This is a genomic window from Rhodovulum euryhalinum (genome assembly GCF_004342445.1).
In the GTDB taxonomy this organism is placed as follows: domain Bacteria; phylum Pseudomonadota; class Alphaproteobacteria; order Rhodobacterales; family Rhodobacteraceae; genus Rhodovulum; species Rhodovulum euryhalinum.
Map to the genome: position 1 here is coordinate 169,274 of NZ_SLWW01000006.1, position 15,275 is coordinate 184,548.

19 protein-coding genes are annotated in these 15,275 nt (G+C 67.7%); 15 read left to right on the forward strand and 4 right to left on the reverse strand.

The features are described 5' to 3' along the window. The first annotated feature begins 55 nt into the window (after positions 1 to 55). The 3 genes from EV655_RS09120 to EV655_RS09130 are packed head-to-tail and all read left to right on the forward strand — an operon-like array spanning position 56 to position 1,963. A complete protein-coding gene (locus tag EV655_RS09120; RefSeq protein ID WP_132544020.1) occupies positions 56 to 586 on the forward strand; it encodes a c-type cytochrome, methanol metabolism-related in 531 nt (176 codons plus the stop codon). Next, positions 543 to 1,415, forward strand: a complete 873-nt coding sequence (locus EV655_RS09125; RefSeq protein ID WP_132544022.1) for a substrate-binding domain-containing protein — start codon at positions 543 to 545, stop codon at positions 1,413 to 1,415. Before EV655_RS09120 ends, EV655_RS09125 begins: the two co-directional genes overlap by 44 nt. Further along, on the forward strand, positions 1,412 to 1,963 hold the full coding sequence (locus EV655_RS09130; protein WP_132544024.1) for a PQQ-dependent catabolism-associated CXXCW motif protein: 552 nt from the start codon (positions 1,412 to 1,414) through the stop codon (positions 1,961 to 1,963). The genes EV655_RS09125 and EV655_RS09130 overlap by 4 nt, the downstream gene beginning before the upstream one ends. Here the strand turns inward: EV655_RS09130 and EV655_RS09135 are convergent. The 4 genes from EV655_RS09135 to EV655_RS09150 form a co-directional block, all read right to left on the reverse strand. After that, on the reverse strand, positions 1,957 to 2,772 hold the full coding sequence (locus EV655_RS09135; RefSeq protein WP_132544026.1) for a quinoprotein dehydrogenase-associated SoxYZ-like carrier: 816 nt from the start codon (positions 2,770 to 2,772) through the stop codon (positions 1,957 to 1,959). The two genes, EV655_RS09130 and EV655_RS09135, sit on opposite strands and share 7 nt — an antisense overlap. Before the next feature lie 3 nt (positions 2,773 to 2,775). Next, a complete protein-coding gene (locus EV655_RS09140) occupies positions 2,776 to 3,639 on the reverse strand; it encodes a YncE family protein (protein WP_341540300.1) in 864 nt (287 codons plus the stop codon). Positions 3,640 to 3,706: 67 nt separating this feature from the next. Continuing rightward, entirely contained in the window at positions 3,707 to 4,192 is a 486-nt protein-coding gene (locus EV655_RS09145) for an SRPBCC family protein (protein ID WP_132544186.1), read from the reverse strand. Positions 4,193 to 4,261: 69 nt separating this feature from the next. Continuing rightward, positions 4,262 to 4,783 carry a DUF3280 domain-containing protein gene (locus EV655_RS09150; protein WP_207901945.1) on the reverse strand — a complete coding sequence of 174 codons (522 nt, stop codon included), beginning with the start codon at positions 4,781 to 4,783 and terminating at the stop codon, positions 4,262 to 4,264. A 241-nt stretch (positions 4,784 to 5,024) separates the two neighbouring features. Between EV655_RS09150 and EV655_RS09155 the strand changes: the two genes are divergently transcribed. The 12 genes from EV655_RS09155 to uvrC all read left to right on the forward strand — a co-directional run bounded on the left by EV655_RS09155 (position 5,025) and on the right by uvrC (position 15,257). Beyond that, positions 5,025 to 5,999 carry an ABC transporter substrate-binding protein gene (locus EV655_RS09155; RefSeq protein WP_132544030.1) on the forward strand — a complete coding sequence of 325 codons (975 nt, stop codon included), beginning with the start codon at positions 5,025 to 5,027 and terminating at the stop codon, positions 5,997 to 5,999. A 9-nt stretch (positions 6,000 to 6,008) separates the two neighbouring features. Then, a complete protein-coding gene (locus EV655_RS09160; RefSeq protein WP_132544032.1) occupies positions 6,009 to 6,758 on the forward strand; it encodes an ABC transporter permease in 750 nt (249 codons plus the stop codon). Continuing rightward, complete coding sequence (locus EV655_RS09165; RefSeq protein WP_132544034.1) at positions 6,755 to 7,366, forward strand: ABC transporter ATP-binding protein; 612 nt, start codon at positions 6,755 to 6,757, stop codon at positions 7,364 to 7,366. The genes EV655_RS09160 and EV655_RS09165 overlap by 4 nt, the downstream gene beginning before the upstream one ends. Then, on the forward strand, positions 7,363 to 8,100 hold the full coding sequence (locus EV655_RS09170; protein ID WP_132544036.1) for an ABC transporter ATP-binding protein: 738 nt from the start codon (positions 7,363 to 7,365) through the stop codon (positions 8,098 to 8,100). Before EV655_RS09165 ends, EV655_RS09170 begins: the two co-directional genes overlap by 4 nt. After that, on the forward strand, positions 8,097 to 8,888 hold the full coding sequence (locus EV655_RS09175) for an ABC transporter permease (protein ID WP_132544038.1): 792 nt from the start codon (positions 8,097 to 8,099) through the stop codon (positions 8,886 to 8,888). The genes EV655_RS09170 and EV655_RS09175 overlap by 4 nt, the downstream gene beginning before the upstream one ends. Positions 8,889 to 9,063: 175 nt before the next feature. Continuing rightward, entirely contained in the window at positions 9,064 to 9,276 is a 213-nt protein-coding gene (locus EV655_RS09180; protein ID WP_132544040.1) for a hypothetical protein, read from the forward strand. A 71-nt stretch (positions 9,277 to 9,347) separates the two neighbouring features. Beyond that, positions 9,348 to 10,202, forward strand: a complete 855-nt coding sequence (locus EV655_RS09185; RefSeq protein WP_132544041.1) for a class I SAM-dependent methyltransferase — start codon at positions 9,348 to 9,350, stop codon at positions 10,200 to 10,202. Positions 10,203 to 10,293: 91 nt separating this feature from the next. Continuing rightward, the gene (locus tag EV655_RS09190; protein WP_132544042.1) at positions 10,294 to 11,097 is read left to right on the forward strand and encodes a S49 family peptidase; all 804 of its coding nucleotides are present in this window, start codon (positions 10,294 to 10,296) and stop codon (positions 11,095 to 11,097) included. A gap of 3 nt (positions 11,098 to 11,100) precedes the next feature. Continuing rightward, positions 11,101 to 11,283 carry a hypothetical protein gene (locus tag EV655_RS09195; RefSeq protein WP_132544044.1) on the forward strand — a complete coding sequence of 61 codons (183 nt, stop codon included), beginning with the start codon at positions 11,101 to 11,103 and terminating at the stop codon, positions 11,281 to 11,283. Between the two features lie 6 nt (positions 11,284 to 11,289). After that, the gene (locus EV655_RS09200) at positions 11,290 to 12,294 is read left to right on the forward strand and encodes a calcium/sodium antiporter (RefSeq protein WP_132544046.1); all 1,005 of its coding nucleotides are present in this window, start codon (positions 11,290 to 11,292) and stop codon (positions 12,292 to 12,294) included. Continuing rightward, entirely contained in the window at positions 12,291 to 13,073 is a 783-nt protein-coding gene (locus tag EV655_RS09205; protein WP_132544048.1) for an SDR family oxidoreductase, read from the forward strand. Before EV655_RS09200 ends, EV655_RS09205 begins: the two co-directional genes overlap by 4 nt. Before the next feature lie 303 nt (positions 13,074 to 13,376). Beyond that, a complete protein-coding gene (gene uvrC / locus EV655_RS09210) occupies positions 13,377 to 15,257 on the forward strand; it encodes an excinuclease ABC subunit UvrC (protein WP_132544050.1) in 1,881 nt (626 codons plus the stop codon). Positions 15,258 to 15,275: the final 18 nt, after the last annotated feature.

A 15,275-nucleotide genomic window follows, 5' to 3' on the forward strand; every position in this document is an offset into this window, starting at 1 on the left:
CGGATGGGCACGGGGGGATCCCCCGTGCCCATCCAGAGCGATCCAGGGAGGAAAAATGAAACGATTTGCACAGGCGCTGGTGTTCGGCGCCATGGCAGGGCTGGCCAGCGCCGGCAGTGCCACCGAGAACCGGGATCTGCCCGGCAACGGCCCCGCCGCCTACAAGGAGAACGGGCGCTACTACACCGAGGACGGCGTGCCGGCCTATTTCATCGCCGAGGATGGCACGGTCGACTGGGCCACGTTTTCAGGTTTCCGGCGCTACCACGCGGAATGTCACGTCTGCCACGGTCCCGACGGCATGGGGTCGACCTACGCCCCGCCGCTGAAGGACGCGGTCGAGCGGATGGATTACTACGATTTCGTCTATACTGTGTCGAATGGCATCCAGAATGTCAGCGCCTCGCACCAGACGGTGATGCCGACCTTCGGGCAGAACAAGAACGTGATGTGCTACATCGACGACATCTACGTCTATCTCAAGGCGCGCGGTGATGGTGTGCTTGAGCGCGGCCGCCCGGCGAAGAAAGAGGCGAAGCCGGATGCAATCACGGCGTTCGAAAACGAGTGCATGGCGGGTGGCTAGGCGTCTGTTTGCCGGTGCAATCGCCGCGGCCCTGCTGTCCTCCCAGGCAGGGACCGGCGTGGCGCAAACCTCGGACCTGGTCTCGGATACCGCGTTCCGGGTGTGTGCGGATCCGGCGAATTTTCCGATGTCGGACGACCAGGGCCGGGGCTACGAGAACCGGCTTGCGGAGTTGTTCGCCTCCAAGCTGGGTCTGCCCGTCGAATACAGCTGGTATCCGATGGCCACCGGCTTCATCCGGAACACGCTGCGCGCCAACAAGTGCGACGTGGTCATCGGCTTTGCCCAAGGCCATGAACTGGTGCTGAACACCAATCACTATTTCACCTCGGCCTATGCCCTGATCGTGCCGGCGGACGGGCCGCTGGCCGGTGTCGAGACGCTGTCGGATCCGGCCTTGCAAGGCACGTCGCTGGGCATTGTTGCGGGCAGCCCGCCGGCGACCCACATGGCCCGGCACGGCCTGATTGGCAAGGCACGCGCCTATCATCTGGTGGTCGACCGCCGCTATGAATCCCCCGCCCCCGACATGCTGGCGGCGCTGAAGGCCGGAGAGATCGACGGCGCCATCCTGTGGGGGCCGATCGGCGGGCCGCTCGTGAAACAGGACTATCCCGAGTTCAAGGTGATCCCGCTGATCCACGAGGAACTGCCGCCGCGGCTGTTTTTCCGCATCACCATGGGCGTGAGGCTGGGCGAGAAGGTCTGGCAGCGCAAGCTGAACTCGCTGATCCGCCGCCACCAGGACGAGATCGACACGATCCTGCGCGACGCAGGCGTGCCATTGCTGGAAGATTTCGGCGAGGCGGTGCTGGACCGCGCGCAATGATCCGCGTGGCGGTCCTTGCGCTTGCGCTGGGGCTGCCTGCGGCGGCGCTGGCGCAGGTGGCCGAGCCGGACGATTTCCGGATGGATGACTACCGCGCCCCGGTGCCACCGACGCTTGCCGGGGCGACGGTCGTGGGGCCCGAGGCGGCGCACGTGCTCTGGCAGTCCGGACAGGTGGCCTTTGTCGATGTCCTGCCGCGAGCGCCCAAACCGCCGAACCTGCCCGTGGGCACGATCTGGCGCGACAAGCCGCGCTTTTCGATCCCCGGCGCGATCTGGCTGCCGAATGTGGGTTACGGTGCCATTGCCGAGGTGACCCACGCGTATTTCCGCGCGGGGCTGGACAAGGCGACCCGGGGCGACCTGGCGCATCCGGTGCTGTTCTTCTGCCTCGAAGACTGCTGGATGAGCTGGAACGCCGCGAAGCGCGCGCTCGATTACGGCTATACCACGGTCTACTGGTTCCCCGAGGGGACCGATGGCTGGGCTTTTCTCGACTATCCGCTGACGCAGGTCGAGGCCGAGCCGGGCGAGCCGGTCGCTCAGTAACCGGGGAAACTGCGCTTGGCGTGGGTCACGGTGCCGTCGGTATCGGTCATCGTCGCGTCCACCGAACGGGTGCCGGCAGGCGCCGCGAGGCTGATCCTGGGGTTCTCGCTGAGCGAGATGCTGCCCGTCACGGTGGCATAGGGCTGGCCGTCCAGCGCCACGTCCAGCGTCTGGACATAGCGCATCGGGATGAACAGCAGCGTCACCTGATCCTTCTGAAGCCCCGAGAGGCTGGGATGCCGGATATCGACATCAACGCGGGCCTGGCGATGCGCGAGCGCACCCAGACGCGCGGCCGCGCCGCCCGCCGGACCAATTCCGGCCATCTCGATGGTCATCTGCCCAAGCGCGGCCAGCGCCGCCTCGGGGTCGGTGATCGGCGGCGATGCGCAGGCACCCTGGCCGCTGGTCTTGACGAAGGCCTCGGCCACGAAAAGCTGTCCGTCGGTCGTTTCGGCCACGACATGCATCGGCGTCGGGCCATTGAACCTGAGCGTCAGCTCGAAGAAGAATTCGGGCAGGGGCTGTGCCAGGTCGATCACGGCCGAGACCGGCATCGGATTCTCGTCGAGGATCACGGTGACCCGGGCCACCAGTCGGCCGCCGGGCCCAGCGACCCGCACCCCGACCGGCGTCCGGGAATCGTTGTCGGTGCGGTAGGGGCTGGTGATGGAGATATCGGCCCCTGCGGAGAGCAGCGCCCGGTCGTCGAAGATCATCGGTTTCAGATCGTCCCAGGCCGTGCGGGCCAGGGCCTGCCCCCCGACGAGTGCAAGGCCAAGTGTCAGGCAAAGGGTGCGGCGGTGCATGGCTCAGTTTCCTTCAGGTGCGATGAACCGGCCGAAAGCGCGCGGCCCGTCGCCGGTGGCGATCTCGGCGGTCACGGACATCCGCTCGGCGTCGATCAGGCTGACGGTGTTGGAAAACCAGTTTGCCACGACAATCGTTGCCCCGTCGCCGGTCGCGTCGATCCCCTCGGGATATTCGCCAACCGCGATCTCGGCCACGGGGCCGAGGGTGGCCAGGTCGATCACGCTGACGGTGTCGGCATACTGGTTGCTGACGAAGGCCCGGCCGCAGGCAAAGGCGACCCCATAGGGCCGTTCGCCCACCGGCACCGTCGCCAGGATTTCGCCCGTGGCGGGGTCCAGCACACTGACGTCGTTCGAGCCCACGTTGCCCACGAAAAGCCGCCCGTCCGGCGCAAAGCCGAGCCCGAAGGGGCGCGTGCCGACGGGGATGGCGCGTACGCGGTGCAGGGTGTCGAGGTCGAAGACCGAAACCCGGTCGGCATCCCGGTCGGCCGACACCAGCCAGCGGCCGTCCGGCGACACGGCCAAGCCCGCAGGCGCGCTGCCGGTGGCCAGCATGCCGGTGACCGCCATGGCGGCGGCGTCGATGACCCAGAGCCGTGCATTGTACCAGTCCGACACGAAGAGGTGCCCGCGCGCGGGATCGTGGGCGATCCCGATCGGACCGCCGTCGAGGATCAACTGCCCGGTCTCGGCCCCCGCGGGGTCAAAGCGGCGCACGGTCTTGCTGTCGGGGGATACGGTGAAAAAGCCGTCCTTCCCCGCGGCCACGCCCGCGGGCTTGCCGGGCACGGAAATCCGCGCGCGTTCGACCCGCGCCGTCAGGTCGAGGATCGAGACCTCCTCGCTGTTCTGGTTGGTCACATAGGCAATGTCCCCCGCCGCAGGGGTGGCGGCGAGGGACCAGAATAGCCCAAAGGCGGCTATCGCCTCAGGGTGTGCCAAAACGCTTTGCCAGCGCGTCGAGACCCGCCTGGTAGACCGCGGTCACGGCCTTGATCGCGGCCTCGTCGTTCAGGTCCGGGGGCGGGTCGTTATTCGGGTACCCCCGGTAGAACGCGCCGCGCCATTCCACTACCGAGCCGCCGTCCGGCCGGGGCTTGACCGTCAGATGCGAGGAATAGTTCGTCACCGGCAGCACATCGACCGCGACGTCGGTGATCCGGTAGGAATAGGTCATCTTGTCGGCGTCGTACTTGTAGAGTTGTTCCGAGATCGTCGGACCGCCGTCTTGCCCGAGCGTCAGCACCCGCGTCGCGTCGATCGCGTTGCCGCCCTCGCCGGTCGTGGCATGGATGGCAGGGTGCCAGCCCATGTCCTGGAAATCGCCGATCGCCGCCCAGACCTCGGCGGGCGGGGCGGCAAGGTCGGCACTCAGCGTCACCTTCTGCCGCGTGGGCCCGTGGGCCAGCGCCATGGCGGGCAGGACCGCCGCGAGAACCGCCAGCACCGCGCGTCGTCCAAATCGTGTCACCTGTCTCCTCCCTCACTCCCCGAATACGTTGTTCTTGAGGATATAGCGTATGCCCCGCAGCCAGGAATCGTCCGTGTTCGAGCGGATGTCGACCGACATTCCGCGCGCCATGGCGCCGGTCTCGACGTCCCGCAGGACAAGGTTCATCGACAGGATCAGGTTCGAGACCTTCTGAACCTCGCCCACCAGCACGTAGTCGGCGCCCAGTTTCTTGCCCATGCGGATCTCACAGCCGTAGCAGTCGGCCGGGTTCGCGATCCGGCCCAGTTCTTCGGCCACCGGGGCGAGATCGAGCAGCACAAGGCCTTCTTCGCCAAAGCGGGCGCGGACCTCTTCCTCCAGAAGTCGGATCCGCGCCTGTTCGTCCTCCCGCGCGCCGAAATAGGCGCCCTCGGTCGAGGTGTCGAGAAAGGTGATCCCGTAGAAGGCGACGTCCGCCCCGGGCTTGAGCGCCACGGATTGCGCCGCGAGCGGGGCGGCAGCGAGCAATAGCATGGCGGCGAGCGGCAGCGTCGGGACATGAAATCTCATCATGCGAGCTTAGTCCGGCTGCCGCGCCTCGCAATGCGCCTTAAGTATCGGTTTCCCGCCGCGGTCCCTGTCTGGCAAGGTTCGCGGGTGGCCGGGGTCCGACGGCCCGGGCCGGAATGGCTGGGGCGGCGGGCAAAACGGTTGCGTATGGCGTTCCGGCGGCAGGGCTTGCCATCGGGTCCTGCCCGGGGGACAACGGACGGGGAGGTTTCGGGAAACGCGCAATCCCGAGGGGAGGAAAGCCATGCTGAAAGGATTGACCGGCGCGCTTGCCGTGGTCCTTGCGCTGATCGCGGCCGGGGCCGGATGGGCCGAGGATCTGCCAAAGCTGCGCGCCGCGGTGCTGAAAATCGGCACGGTGAACTGGGAGCTTTCGACGATCACGCGCAACGGTCTTGACCGCAGGCATGGGTTCGAACTGGTGATGGAGCCCTATGCCGACAACGGCGCGACCCGGGTCGCGGTCGAGGGCGGCGAGGCCGACGTGATGGTGGCCGACTGGATCTGGGTGGCGCGCCAGCGCGCGGCCGGCAAGGATTTCGTTGCGATTCCCTATTCGCGCGCCGTGGGCGGGCTGGTGGTGCCTGAGGACAGCGCGGCCGCGACGCTGACGGATCTGGCGGGTGGCAAGATCGGCATCGCGGGGGGGCCGCTGGACAAGAGCTGGCTGATCCTGAGGGCCTATGCGCAGGCCGAATACGGCATGGACCTGGAGGCCGAGACCGAGCAGGTCTACGGCGCGCCGCCGCTGATCTTCAAGGCGGGACTATCCGGCGAGACCGCGGGGGCCGTCAACTTCTGGCACTTCCTCGCCAAGATGAAGGCCGCGGGCATGCGCGAACTGGTCTCGGTAACCGACGCCTCGGCCGCGTTGGGACTCGATCCCGACACGCCGCTGCTGAGCTACGTGCTGAAGGAGGATTTCCTTGCCGCGAATCCCGGCATCGCCCAGGCGCTCTATGCCGCCTCACGCGAGGCCAAGGCGCTGCTGCTGGACAGTGACGACGCCTGGGACGCGATCCGCCCGATGATGAACGCGGCCACCGATGCCGAGTTCGAGCGGCTGCGCGACGATTTCCGCGCGGGCATCCCGGCGGCGGGCAATGTCGACCCGGCGGCCGCGGACCGGTTTCTCGCGCTGATGGCCCGGCTTGGCGGCGAGGACCTGGTGGGCCAGGCCACGACGCTGCCCGAGGGCACCTTCGTCCAGGTGGAGTGAGCGGCGCCGATGACCAGCCGTCTCGGTGTCCCGGCGCTCTCGCTTCTTGGCCTGCTGGCCCTTTGGATCGTGGCCGCCACCCTGACCGCGGATCCGCAGGTGCTGCCGCAGCCGTTCTCGCTGGTGGCGCCGTTCCTGTCCGAACTGCGGTCGGGCGAATTGGCCTATCACCTTGGCCAGACGCTGGTCCGGGTGCTCTGGGCCTTTGGGCTGGCGATGACGCTGGGGATGATCCTCGGTCTGCTGATGGGCCGGTTCGAGCGGCTGAACCGATGGCTTGACCCATGGCTGGTGGTGTTCCTGAACCTGCCCGCGCTGGTGCTGATCGTGCTGTGCTATCTGTGGATCGGGCTGAACGAGACGGCCGCGATCGTGGCGGTGACGCTGAACAAGGTGCCGAACGTGACGGTGACGATCCGCGAGGGCGCACGGGCCTTCTCGCCGCAGCTCGACGCGATGGCGCGGGTCTATGGCATGTCCGCCGGGGCGCGGCTGCGCCACGTGCTGCTGCCGCAGCTTGCCCCCTTCGTCGCGGCGGCGGCGCGCGGCGGGGTGGCGGTGATCTGGAAGATCGTCCTGGTGGTCGAGTTTTTGGGCCGCTCGTCGGGCATCGGCTTCCAGATCCACCTCTATTTCCAGCTCTTTGACGTGGGCATGGTACTGATCTACGCGCTGTCCTTCATCGTGGTGATGCTGGCTGTCGAATGGTTGTTCCTCCAACCCTGGGAGCGGCGCGCGCGGCGCTGGCGGCTGGCATGATCCGGGTCGACATCCGCGCCAAGTTCTTTGGCGAGACGCCCGTCCTCGGCCCCGTCGCCTTCGACATCGCGCAGGGCGAGACGGTGGCGATCCTCGGCCCTTCGGGTATCGGCAAGACCACGCTTCTGCGGATCGTCGCGGGGCTCGACGACGACTTCGAGGGCCATGTCGAGCGGCCCGCGCGGCTGGCCATGGTGTTCCAGGAGCCGACGCTTCTGCCCTGGCGCAGCGCGTTGAAGAACCTGACGCTGGTGCACCCGGATCTCTCGCGCAAGGGGGCGCGCGAGATGCTGGCCCGCGTCGGCCTTGCCGACAAGGAACGCGCCTTTCCGGGTCAACTGTCGCTGGGCCAGCAGCGGCGGCTGGCGCTGGCGCGTGCCTTTGCCGGGCATCCCGACCTCTTGATCATGGACGAACCCTTCGTCTCGCTCGATCCCGCCACCGCCGAGACCATGCTGGCGCTGACCGAGCGGCTGATCGCCGAAGAGCGGCCCGCCACGCTGTTCGTCACCCATGCCCGCGCCGAGGCCGAGCGGCTGGCGACGCGGGTTCTGGACCTTGCCGGGGCGCCCGCTACCCTCCACCCCATGCCGGACCGCACCCGATGACCCGTCCGCCCGCCCTGCGCGTTTCCCATGTCAGCCTGTCCTACGGGGCCAAGAAGGCGCTGGACGACGTGTCCTTTGCCTTGCCGCGCGGCCGGTTCTGCGCGCTGCTGGGGCCGAACGGGGCGGGAAAATCGACGCTCTTCTCGCTGCTCACCCGCCTTCTGGTCACGCGCGAGGGCACGATCGAGGTGGCGGGCCACGACCTGGCCCGAAGCCCGCGGGCGGCGCTGGCCCGGATCGGGGTGGTGTTCCAGCAGCCGACGCTGGACCTCGATACCAGCGTGATGCGCAACATGCGCTATTTCGCGGCGCTGCACGGGCTGGCAGGGCGCGACGCCACCATGCGGATCGAGGCCGCGCTGGACCGGCTGAACATGCGTGAACGGGCGGGCGAGACGGTGCGCGCGCTGAACGGCGGGCACCGCCGGCGGATGGAGATCGCCCGCGCGCTGGTCCATGCGCCCGAGGTGCTGCTGCTGGACGAGCCGACCGTGGGGCTCGACACTGCGTCGCGCCGCGCGATCACCGCCCATGTCCACGACCTGGCGGCCGAGGGGTTGACGGTGCTCTGGGCCACGCATCTGGTGGACGAGATCGGCCCCGGCGACGAGGTGGTGGTGCTGCACCGGGGCCGCGTGCTGCAACAGGCCAGCGCCGCCGAGGTGGCGGGCAACCGCCCGCTGATCGACGCCTTCATCGAGATGACCGGCGGCAATGACGAGGCCCTGGCATGAAAGCCTGGCTGGTCGCGCTGAACGCCATCGTGATCCGCGAGGCGCTGCGCTTCGTGCAGAACCGCGGGCGGTTCCTGTCGGCGATGGTGCGCCCGCTGGTCTGGCTGGTGGTGTTCGCGGCGGGGTTCCGCGCGGCGCTGGGCCTGTCGATCATCCCGCCCTACCAGACCTACATCACCTACGAGGTCTACATCGTCCCGGGCCTGTGCGGCATGATCCAGCTGTTCAACGGGATGCAGTCCTCGCTGTCGCTGGTCTACGACCAGGAGATGGGCTCTATGCGGCTTTTGCTGACCTCGCCCCGGCCGCGCTGGTGGCTGTTGTTCTGCAAGCTGATGGCGGGTGTCGCGGTCTCGCTGGTGCAGGTCTATGCCTTTCTCGGGATCGCCGCGCTGTTCGGCATCGACATGCCCGCGATGGGCTATGTCTACGTCTTCCCGGCGCTGGTGCTGTCGGGGCTGATGCTGGGGGCGCTGGGGCTGTTGATATCGTCCACCATCAGGCAGCTCGAAAACTTCGCGGGCGTGATGAACTTCGTGATCTTCCCGATGTTCTTCCTGTCCTCGGCGCTTTATCCGCTGTGGAAGATGGCCGAAAGCTCGGACCTGTTGCGCGACATCTGCGCGGTGAACCCCTTTACCCACGCGGTGGAACTGATCCGCTTCTCGCTGTACGAGACGTTCAACGGCTGGGCGCTGCTCTGGGTCGTGACGGGGACGGTGGTGTTCTTCCTGCTGGCGCTTGTCGGCTACGATCCTGCACGGGGGTTGATGCGGCGGCGGGGATAGGAGCGGCGCCTGCTGCAGAAACGGGCAGATCCGTCTGAAACTGCCCCCGATCCAGAAGGTTGGAGAGGTGACCGCTGGCGAAGCGCCGCGGATTTGCGGCAGAGGGCCTGTTTCGGTTATAATAGATCTAGGACTGCGCGGCATCCTTCGTGCAGAACCGGCTTTCGAGGCTTCCATGATCGAGCTTGTCTTCGTTGCCTGCTTTGGCATCACGCAACAGGCGCCGGGGGTTTGCGAGCAACGCAGACTTCTCTATACCGAGGTCACGCCGCTCGAGTGCGTGATGGGCGCAGAGCCCGAGTTGGCCCGTTGGGTCGAGACGCACCCCAACTGGACGATCGCCCGCTGGACTTGCCGCTATCTGGATACCACCCGGCGCGACGCCTGAGCCGACACGGTTTGCGGTTGCGATCCGGCCCCTGGTCGGATTGATTGCGGGCGATGGTCGCAGATGCCCCCATGACACCCGTGGATATCGAGCCATTGCCGCGGCTGGCCCGGCTGGCATGGGATCGCGCGCCCGCGCTTTGTGCGTCGCGGGATGGCTGCGCCGACTATCACCGCAGCTGGTCGATGCTGCGGCTCGTCCGGGCGGGCGGCAAGCCACCCGCAGGCTGGCGCTTCTTCCACGCCGAGATTGCCCGCGCGGCGGCCCGGGGGGCGCGGCGGGTGCTGATCTCTGGCGGGGCCGATGCCGGGCTTCTGGCCATTGTTGCCTCGGGGTTTCGCAATGCTGGTGTTGTGCCCCGCATCACCTTCGTCGACCGGTGCGCGACGCCGGTGATGCAGAACCGCCTGCTGGGCGCCGAACTGGGCCTCGATCTGCGGGCCGAGACAGCGGATCTGCGCGAGTTCCGCGCGGACGGCATGGATCTTGTGATCGCCCATTCCTTCCTTGTCTTTTTCGAGACGGCCGAGCGCGCCAGGGTCGTCGCGAATTGGGCCGAAAGCCTTGCGCCCGGCGGCGCCCTGCTGATGTCGAGCGCGCTGGCCGACGAGGGGCCGGGCGCGTTGTGGCGGCCCGCATCTGCCGACGACATCCCGGCCCGCAAGGCCCGGCTGCAAGCGCAGGCGCGGGGTGCGGGGCTGACGCCCGCTGAGGCTGCGGAACTTGCGGATGTCGCGGGCCGGGTCTGGGCCACCCGCCCCTCGGACCGCACCGGCGGCCTGACCGAGGCCGAGCTGCGCGGCCATTTCCGGGCGGCGGGTCTGGCGGTCGAACGCATCGCCTGCAAGCCGCGCGCCGACGCGCCCGCCCTCGGCGCGGCCCGCCAGCGGCGGCGCGCCGAGATCGTGGCCCGCGCGCCCGGCTAGGGCCGTCGCGCGCCCGGCAGAGGGGCAAAAGCTCCGATCCATTTCGCCCGGCGCCTTGTTCGCCGCTCCGGGCCGCTCTACATGCGGTTCCATGAAACGATGGCTTCCCTTCGTGAAATCCGATCCGCTGGTGGCGGTAATCCGTCTGTCGGGGCCGATCGCGGCCAGCACACGCAGTGGCGCGAGCCTGTCTGACGCGGCGCTTGCCGCGATGATCGAGCGCGCGTTCCGCAAGGGCCGGCCCGCCGCCGTGGCACTGGCGGTGAACTCACCCGGCGGCTCTCCGGTGCAGAGCGCGTTGATCGCGGCGCGGATCCGGCGGCTTGCCGAGGAGCACGAGGTGCCGGTCCTCGCCTTCGTCGAGGACGTCGCCGCCTCGGGGGGGTACTGGCTGGCCTGCGCCGCCGACGAGATCTGGGTCGACCGCGCGTCGCTGGTGGGGTCCATCGGCGTGATCTACGCGGGCTTCGGCTTTCCCGACTTCATCGCGCGCTACGGCGTCGAACGCCGGGTTCATACCGCGGGCGAAAGCAAGAGTTTCCTCGACCCTTTCCAGCCCGAGAAATCCGAGGATATCGCGCGGCTGATGCAGCTTCAGACCCCGATCCACGAGGCGTTCAAGACCCATGTCCGCGATCGTCGCGGCGCGCGGCTGAAACAGGATCGCGATCTTTTCACCGGCGATATCTGGGTCGGCGAACAGGCGGTGGATCTGGGTCTGGCGGACGGCATCGGCCATCTGGTGCCGGTGATGAAGGCGCGCTTTGGTGACAAGGTGAAATTCGTCCTGCACAGCCCGCGCAGGGGATTGTGGTCGCGGCTTGGCGCCCCCGCCGTGGCGGGCGTGCTGGACGAGATCGAGGCGCGCGCGCTCTGGGCGCGGTACGGTTTGTAGGTCATGCTTTTCAAGATCGTCCTCCTGTTCCTGATCGGCATGGCCGTGCTTGCGATGTTCGGCCGGCTGCGCCTGCCCGGGCCGGGTGGCCGCCGGATATCGTTCGGCCGCGCGAAGACCGGGAAATGCCCGGCCTGCGGGCGTCACCGGATCGGCCGCGGGCCCTGCGCCTGCGGCAAGGGCTGACGCGTCATGGCGGCGGACCTGCTGTATGCCGGGCTCGGGCTTGTGATCCTGCTGCTGGCCGGGGACAGCCTTGTGAAGGGAGCGGTCAACCTGTCGCTGCGGCTGGGGGTGCCGGCCCTGATCGTCGGGCTGACCATCGTCGCCTTCGGCACCTCGGCGCCGGAACTGCTGGTGTCGGTCAAGGCGGTGCTGGACAACTCGCCGGGCATCGCGCTGGGCAATGTCGTCGGCTCGAACATCGCGAACGTGCTGCTGGTGCTGGGCCTGCCGGCCCTGATCACGGCGATCCGGACCGACGAATGTGACACGCGGCGCACCTATATGATGATGCTGGGCGCGACCGTGTTCTTCCTGTCGCTCGCGCTGATCGGGCCGATCACCTGGGTGCACGGGATCGGCCTGCTGCTCGCGTTGAGCGTGGTACTGTTCGATGCCTTCATCGCCGCGCGGAACCATCGGCGCGAGAACGGCGCCAGGGCCGCGGCGCTGGCCGATCGTCCCCCCGAAGATGCCGACGTGTCCATTCCTGAAGACGCGGCACAGATCGAGGGCGCCGACCCCAATCTCGGCTGGGCGAAGATCACGCTGTTCCTGGTCCTTGGCCTGCTTGGCCTGCCACTGGGGGCGGATCTCCTGGTGGACAGCTCGGTGAACATTGCCCGCGCGATCGGGGTCTCCGAGACGGTGATCGGTCTGACGCTTGTCGCCATCGGCACCTCGCTGCCCGAGCTTGCGACCACGGTGATGGCCGCGCTGCGCCGCCAAGCGGATGTGGCGCTGGGCAACGTGATCGGGTCGAACATGTTCAACCTGCTCGGGATCGTCGGGATCGCCAGCCTGTTCGGCGCGATCCCCGTGCCGCCCGAAATGCTGCGCTTCGATCTCTGGGTGATGCTGGGCGCCTCGGTGCTGCTTCTGCCCTTCGTGTTCCGTGGATGGCCGTTGAACCGGGCCTGGGGCGTGGCGTTCACGGCGCTCTATATCCTTTATGCGGTGATGGTGCTGACATGACCGACCGTGCGCTGGTGACCGGCGGGGCGAAGCGGCTGGGGCGCGCCATGGCGCTGCACCTCGCGGAGCGGGGTTTCGATGTTGCGATCCACTACGTGGACAGCGCCGAGGCGGCCGAGGAGACGGCGGCCGATATCCGCGCGCTTGGCCGCCATGGCGCGGCATTGCAGGCGGACCTGCTGGACGAGGACGCTGCCGCCGGTCTGATCGGGCGTGCGGCCGAGGAGCTGGGCGGGCCGCTCGGCGTGCTTGTCAACAACGCCTCGATCTTCGAGTACGACACCATCCATACCGCCACGCGCGAAAGCTGGGACCGGCATATCGGGTCGAACCTGCGCGCGCCCTTCGTGCTGACCCAGGCCTTTGCGGCGCAGGCGCCCGCGCACGGCCATTGCACGCGGGGCGAACCGCTGGCCGCCGGGCTGGTGATCAACATGATCGACCAGCGGGTGCTGAAGCCGACGCCCGAATTCATGACCTACACCATCGCCAAGATGGGGCTTTGGGCGTTCACCCGCACCGCGGCGCAGGCGCTTGCGCCCGCGATCCGGGTGAATGCCATCGGGCCGGGGCCGACGCTGCGCGGCGGGCGGCAGTCCGAGGATCACTTTGCCCGCCAACGCGCCGCGACGATCCTGCGCCGGGGCGCCAATCCAGACGAGATCTGTGCCGCGCTCGACTATTTCCTCGGCGCACCCTCGGTCACCGGACAGCTGATCTGTGTGGATGGCGGCCAACATCTGGCCTGGCAGACGCCGGACGTCCTGGGCGTGGAGTAGGCCCTTCAGGGTTGCAGCGGGCGTTAACTTTTCCACCACGCCCCGGAATCGTCAAAAAAACTTCACGATTTCTTTAGGAATTTCAACAATTTGTGGCTGCCATGAATTTTAAGACATCATATCAATGGCTTGCAATGCTGCTGAAAATTTGGGCAAAGTGTCGAATGGGGTGGAAAAACAAGGGAAAAACTCGGGCGCCCCAAGGTTATGCGCATCCTTATCCACAGAAGTCGTGGACATGTTTGGTCTTGATGCGCGGCCCCTGTCGTTGCAGCCAAGGCGTGGAATCACGATCTGCCTGATATGACAACGCACCCGACCGACGCCGAGACGCCCCCCCGCGCGCAGGGCCATGCCTGCATCCAGTCCTATCTGGCGACGCTGGACAATTCGCCCGGCGTCTACCGGATGCTCGATGCCCAGGCGCGCGTTCTCTATGTCGGCAAGGCCAACAGCCTGAAGAAGCGGGTGGCAAACTATGCCAAGCCGTCCGGCCATTCCCCCCGCATCGCCCGGATGATCTCGGAAACCGCGTCTATGATGTTCCTGACGACGCGGACCGAGACCGAGGCGCTGCTGCTCGAACAGAACCTCATCAAGCAGCTCAAGCCGCGCTACAACGTGCTGCTGCGCGACGACAAGAGCTTTCCCAACATCCTGATCCCCAAGGGCCACCCGTTTCCGCAGATCGGGAAGCACCGCGGCGCCCGGACCGAGAAGGGGGCCTATTTCGGCCCCTTCGCGTCCGCGGGCGCGGTGAATCGCACGCTGAACCAGTTGCAGAAGGTGTTCCTGCTGCGGACCTGTTCCGACTCGGTGTTCGAAAGCCGGACGCGGCCCTGTCTTCTGTACCAGATCAAGCGGTGCAGCGCGCCCTGCGTCGGCCGGATCAGCCGCGAGGATTATGCCGTCTCGGTCCGCGATGCCGAACGCTTCCTGCAAGGCCGGTCCACGAGCGTGCAGGAAACGCTGGCCGCCGAGATGCAGGCGGCGTCGGACGCGATGGAGTTCGAGCGGGCCGCGGCCCTGCGCGACCGCATCCGCGCGCTGACCCAGGTGCAGTCGGTGCAGGGCATCAACCCGCGCGGCGTGGCCGAGGCCGACGTGGTCGCGCTTCACATGGAGGGGGGGCAGGCCTGCGTGCAGGTGTTCTTCATCCGGGCGAACCAGAACTGGGGCAACCGCGACTACTATCCGAAAACCGGGTCCGGTGCCGAGGGAGCCGAGGTCCTGCGCGGCTTTCTCGGGCAGTTCTACGAGAACAAGGAACCGCCCCGGCTGATCCTGCTGTCCGACGACATCGAGGACCGGGATCTGCTGGCCGAGGCGCTGTCGGGCCGTGTCGGCCGCAAGGTCGAGATCGCGGTGCCCCAGCGCGGCGAAAAGGCGGACCTGGTGGCCGGGGCTGCGCGTAACGCCCGCGAAAGCCTGGGCCGCCGGCTGGCCGAAAGCGTGGCGCAGGGCAAGCTGCTGGCGGGCCTGGCCGAGGCGTTCGGGCTGGAGGCGCCGCCCGGGCGAATCGAGATCTACGACAACTCGCATATCCAGGGCACGAACGCGGTGGGCGCGATGGTGGTCACGGGGCGCGAGGGATTCGTCAAAAGCCAGTACCGCAAGTTCAACATCCGGGGCGACAGCCTGACGCCGGGGGACGATTTCGGCATGATGAAAGAGGTGCTGACCCGCAGGTTCCAGCGCCTGCTGAAGGAGGATCCCGACCGCGAGGGCGAGACCTGGCCGGACCTTCTGCTGATCGACGGCGGCGCCGGGCAGGTTTCGGCAGTGGCGGGCATCCTCGGCGATCTGGGCGTCGAGGGCATTCCCGTCGTCGGTGTCGCCAAGGGCATCGACCGCGATGCGGGGAAAGAGGAATTCCACCGGCCGGGCGCACGCCCCTTCGCGCTGCAACACAACGATCCCGTGCTCTATTTCGTCCAGCGCCTGCGCGACGAGGCGCACCGCTTCGCCATCGGCGCGCACCGCCAGAAACGCGCCAAGGCCGTGGGTGCGACACCGCTGGACGAGATCCCCGGCGTCGGCGCCACCCGCAAGCGCGCGTTGCTGTCGCATTTCGGCAGCGCCAAGGCCGTGGGGCGGGCGGGGCTCGCCGATCTCAAGGCCGTCGAGGGGATTTCCGACAGTCTTGCGGAAACCATCCACGGCTTCTTCCATGAGCGTGGCTGACGCGCTATGCAGCGATCC

Coding starts and splice junctions, on each gene's coding strand:
- EV655_RS09125 (WP_132544022.1), top strand. CDS start 543: ATGCAATCACGGCGTTCGAAAACGAGTGCATGGCGGGTGGCTAGGCGT.
- EV655_RS09190 (WP_132544042.1), top strand. CDS start 10,294: ATGAAACGATGGCTTCCCTTCGTGAAATCCGATCCGCTGGTGGCGGTA.
- EV655_RS09180 (WP_132544040.1), top strand. CDS start 9,064: ATGATCGAGCTTGTCTTCGTTGCCTGCTTTGGCATCACGCAACAGGCG.
- EV655_RS09205 (WP_132544048.1), top strand. CDS start 12,291: ATGACCGACCGTGCGCTGGTGACCGGCGGGGCGAAGCGGCTGGGGCGC.
- EV655_RS09185 (WP_132544041.1), top strand. CDS start 9,348: ATGACACCCGTGGATATCGAGCCATTGCCGCGGCTGGCCCGGCTGGCA.
- EV655_RS09160 (WP_132544032.1), top strand. CDS start 6,009: ATGACCAGCCGTCTCGGTGTCCCGGCGCTCTCGCTTCTTGGCCTGCTG.
- EV655_RS09150 (WP_207901945.1), bottom strand. CDS start 4,783: ATGATGAGATTTCATGTCCCGACGCTGCCGCTCGCCGCCATGCTATTG.
- EV655_RS09195 (WP_132544044.1), top strand. CDS start 11,101: ATGCTTTTCAAGATCGTCCTCCTGTTCCTGATCGGCATGGCCGTGCTT.
- EV655_RS09170 (WP_132544036.1), top strand. CDS start 7,363: ATGACCCGTCCGCCCGCCCTGCGCGTTTCCCATGTCAGCCTGTCCTAC.
- EV655_RS09120 (WP_132544020.1), top strand. CDS start 56: ATGAAACGATTTGCACAGGCGCTGGTGTTCGGCGCCATGGCAGGGCTG.
- EV655_RS09135 (WP_132544026.1), bottom strand. CDS start 2,772: ATGCACCGCCGCACCCTTTGCCTGACACTTGGCCTTGCACTCGTCGGG.
- EV655_RS09130 (WP_132544024.1), top strand. CDS start 1,412: ATGATCCGCGTGGCGGTCCTTGCGCTTGCGCTGGGGCTGCCTGCGGCG.
- EV655_RS09175 (WP_132544038.1), top strand. CDS start 8,097: ATGAAAGCCTGGCTGGTCGCGCTGAACGCCATCGTGATCCGCGAGGCG.
- uvrC (WP_132544050.1), top strand. CDS start 13,377: ATGACAACGCACCCGACCGACGCCGAGACGCCCCCCCGCGCGCAGGGC.
- EV655_RS09200 (WP_132544046.1), top strand. CDS start 11,290: ATGGCGGCGGACCTGCTGTATGCCGGGCTCGGGCTTGTGATCCTGCTG.
- EV655_RS09155 (WP_132544030.1), top strand. CDS start 5,025: ATGCTGAAAGGATTGACCGGCGCGCTTGCCGTGGTCCTTGCGCTGATC.
- EV655_RS09145 (WP_132544186.1), bottom strand. CDS start 4,192: ATGGCGCTGGCCCACGGGCCCACGCGGCAGAAGGTGACGCTGAGTGCC.
- EV655_RS09165 (WP_132544034.1), top strand. CDS start 6,755: ATGATCCGGGTCGACATCCGCGCCAAGTTCTTTGGCGAGACGCCCGTC.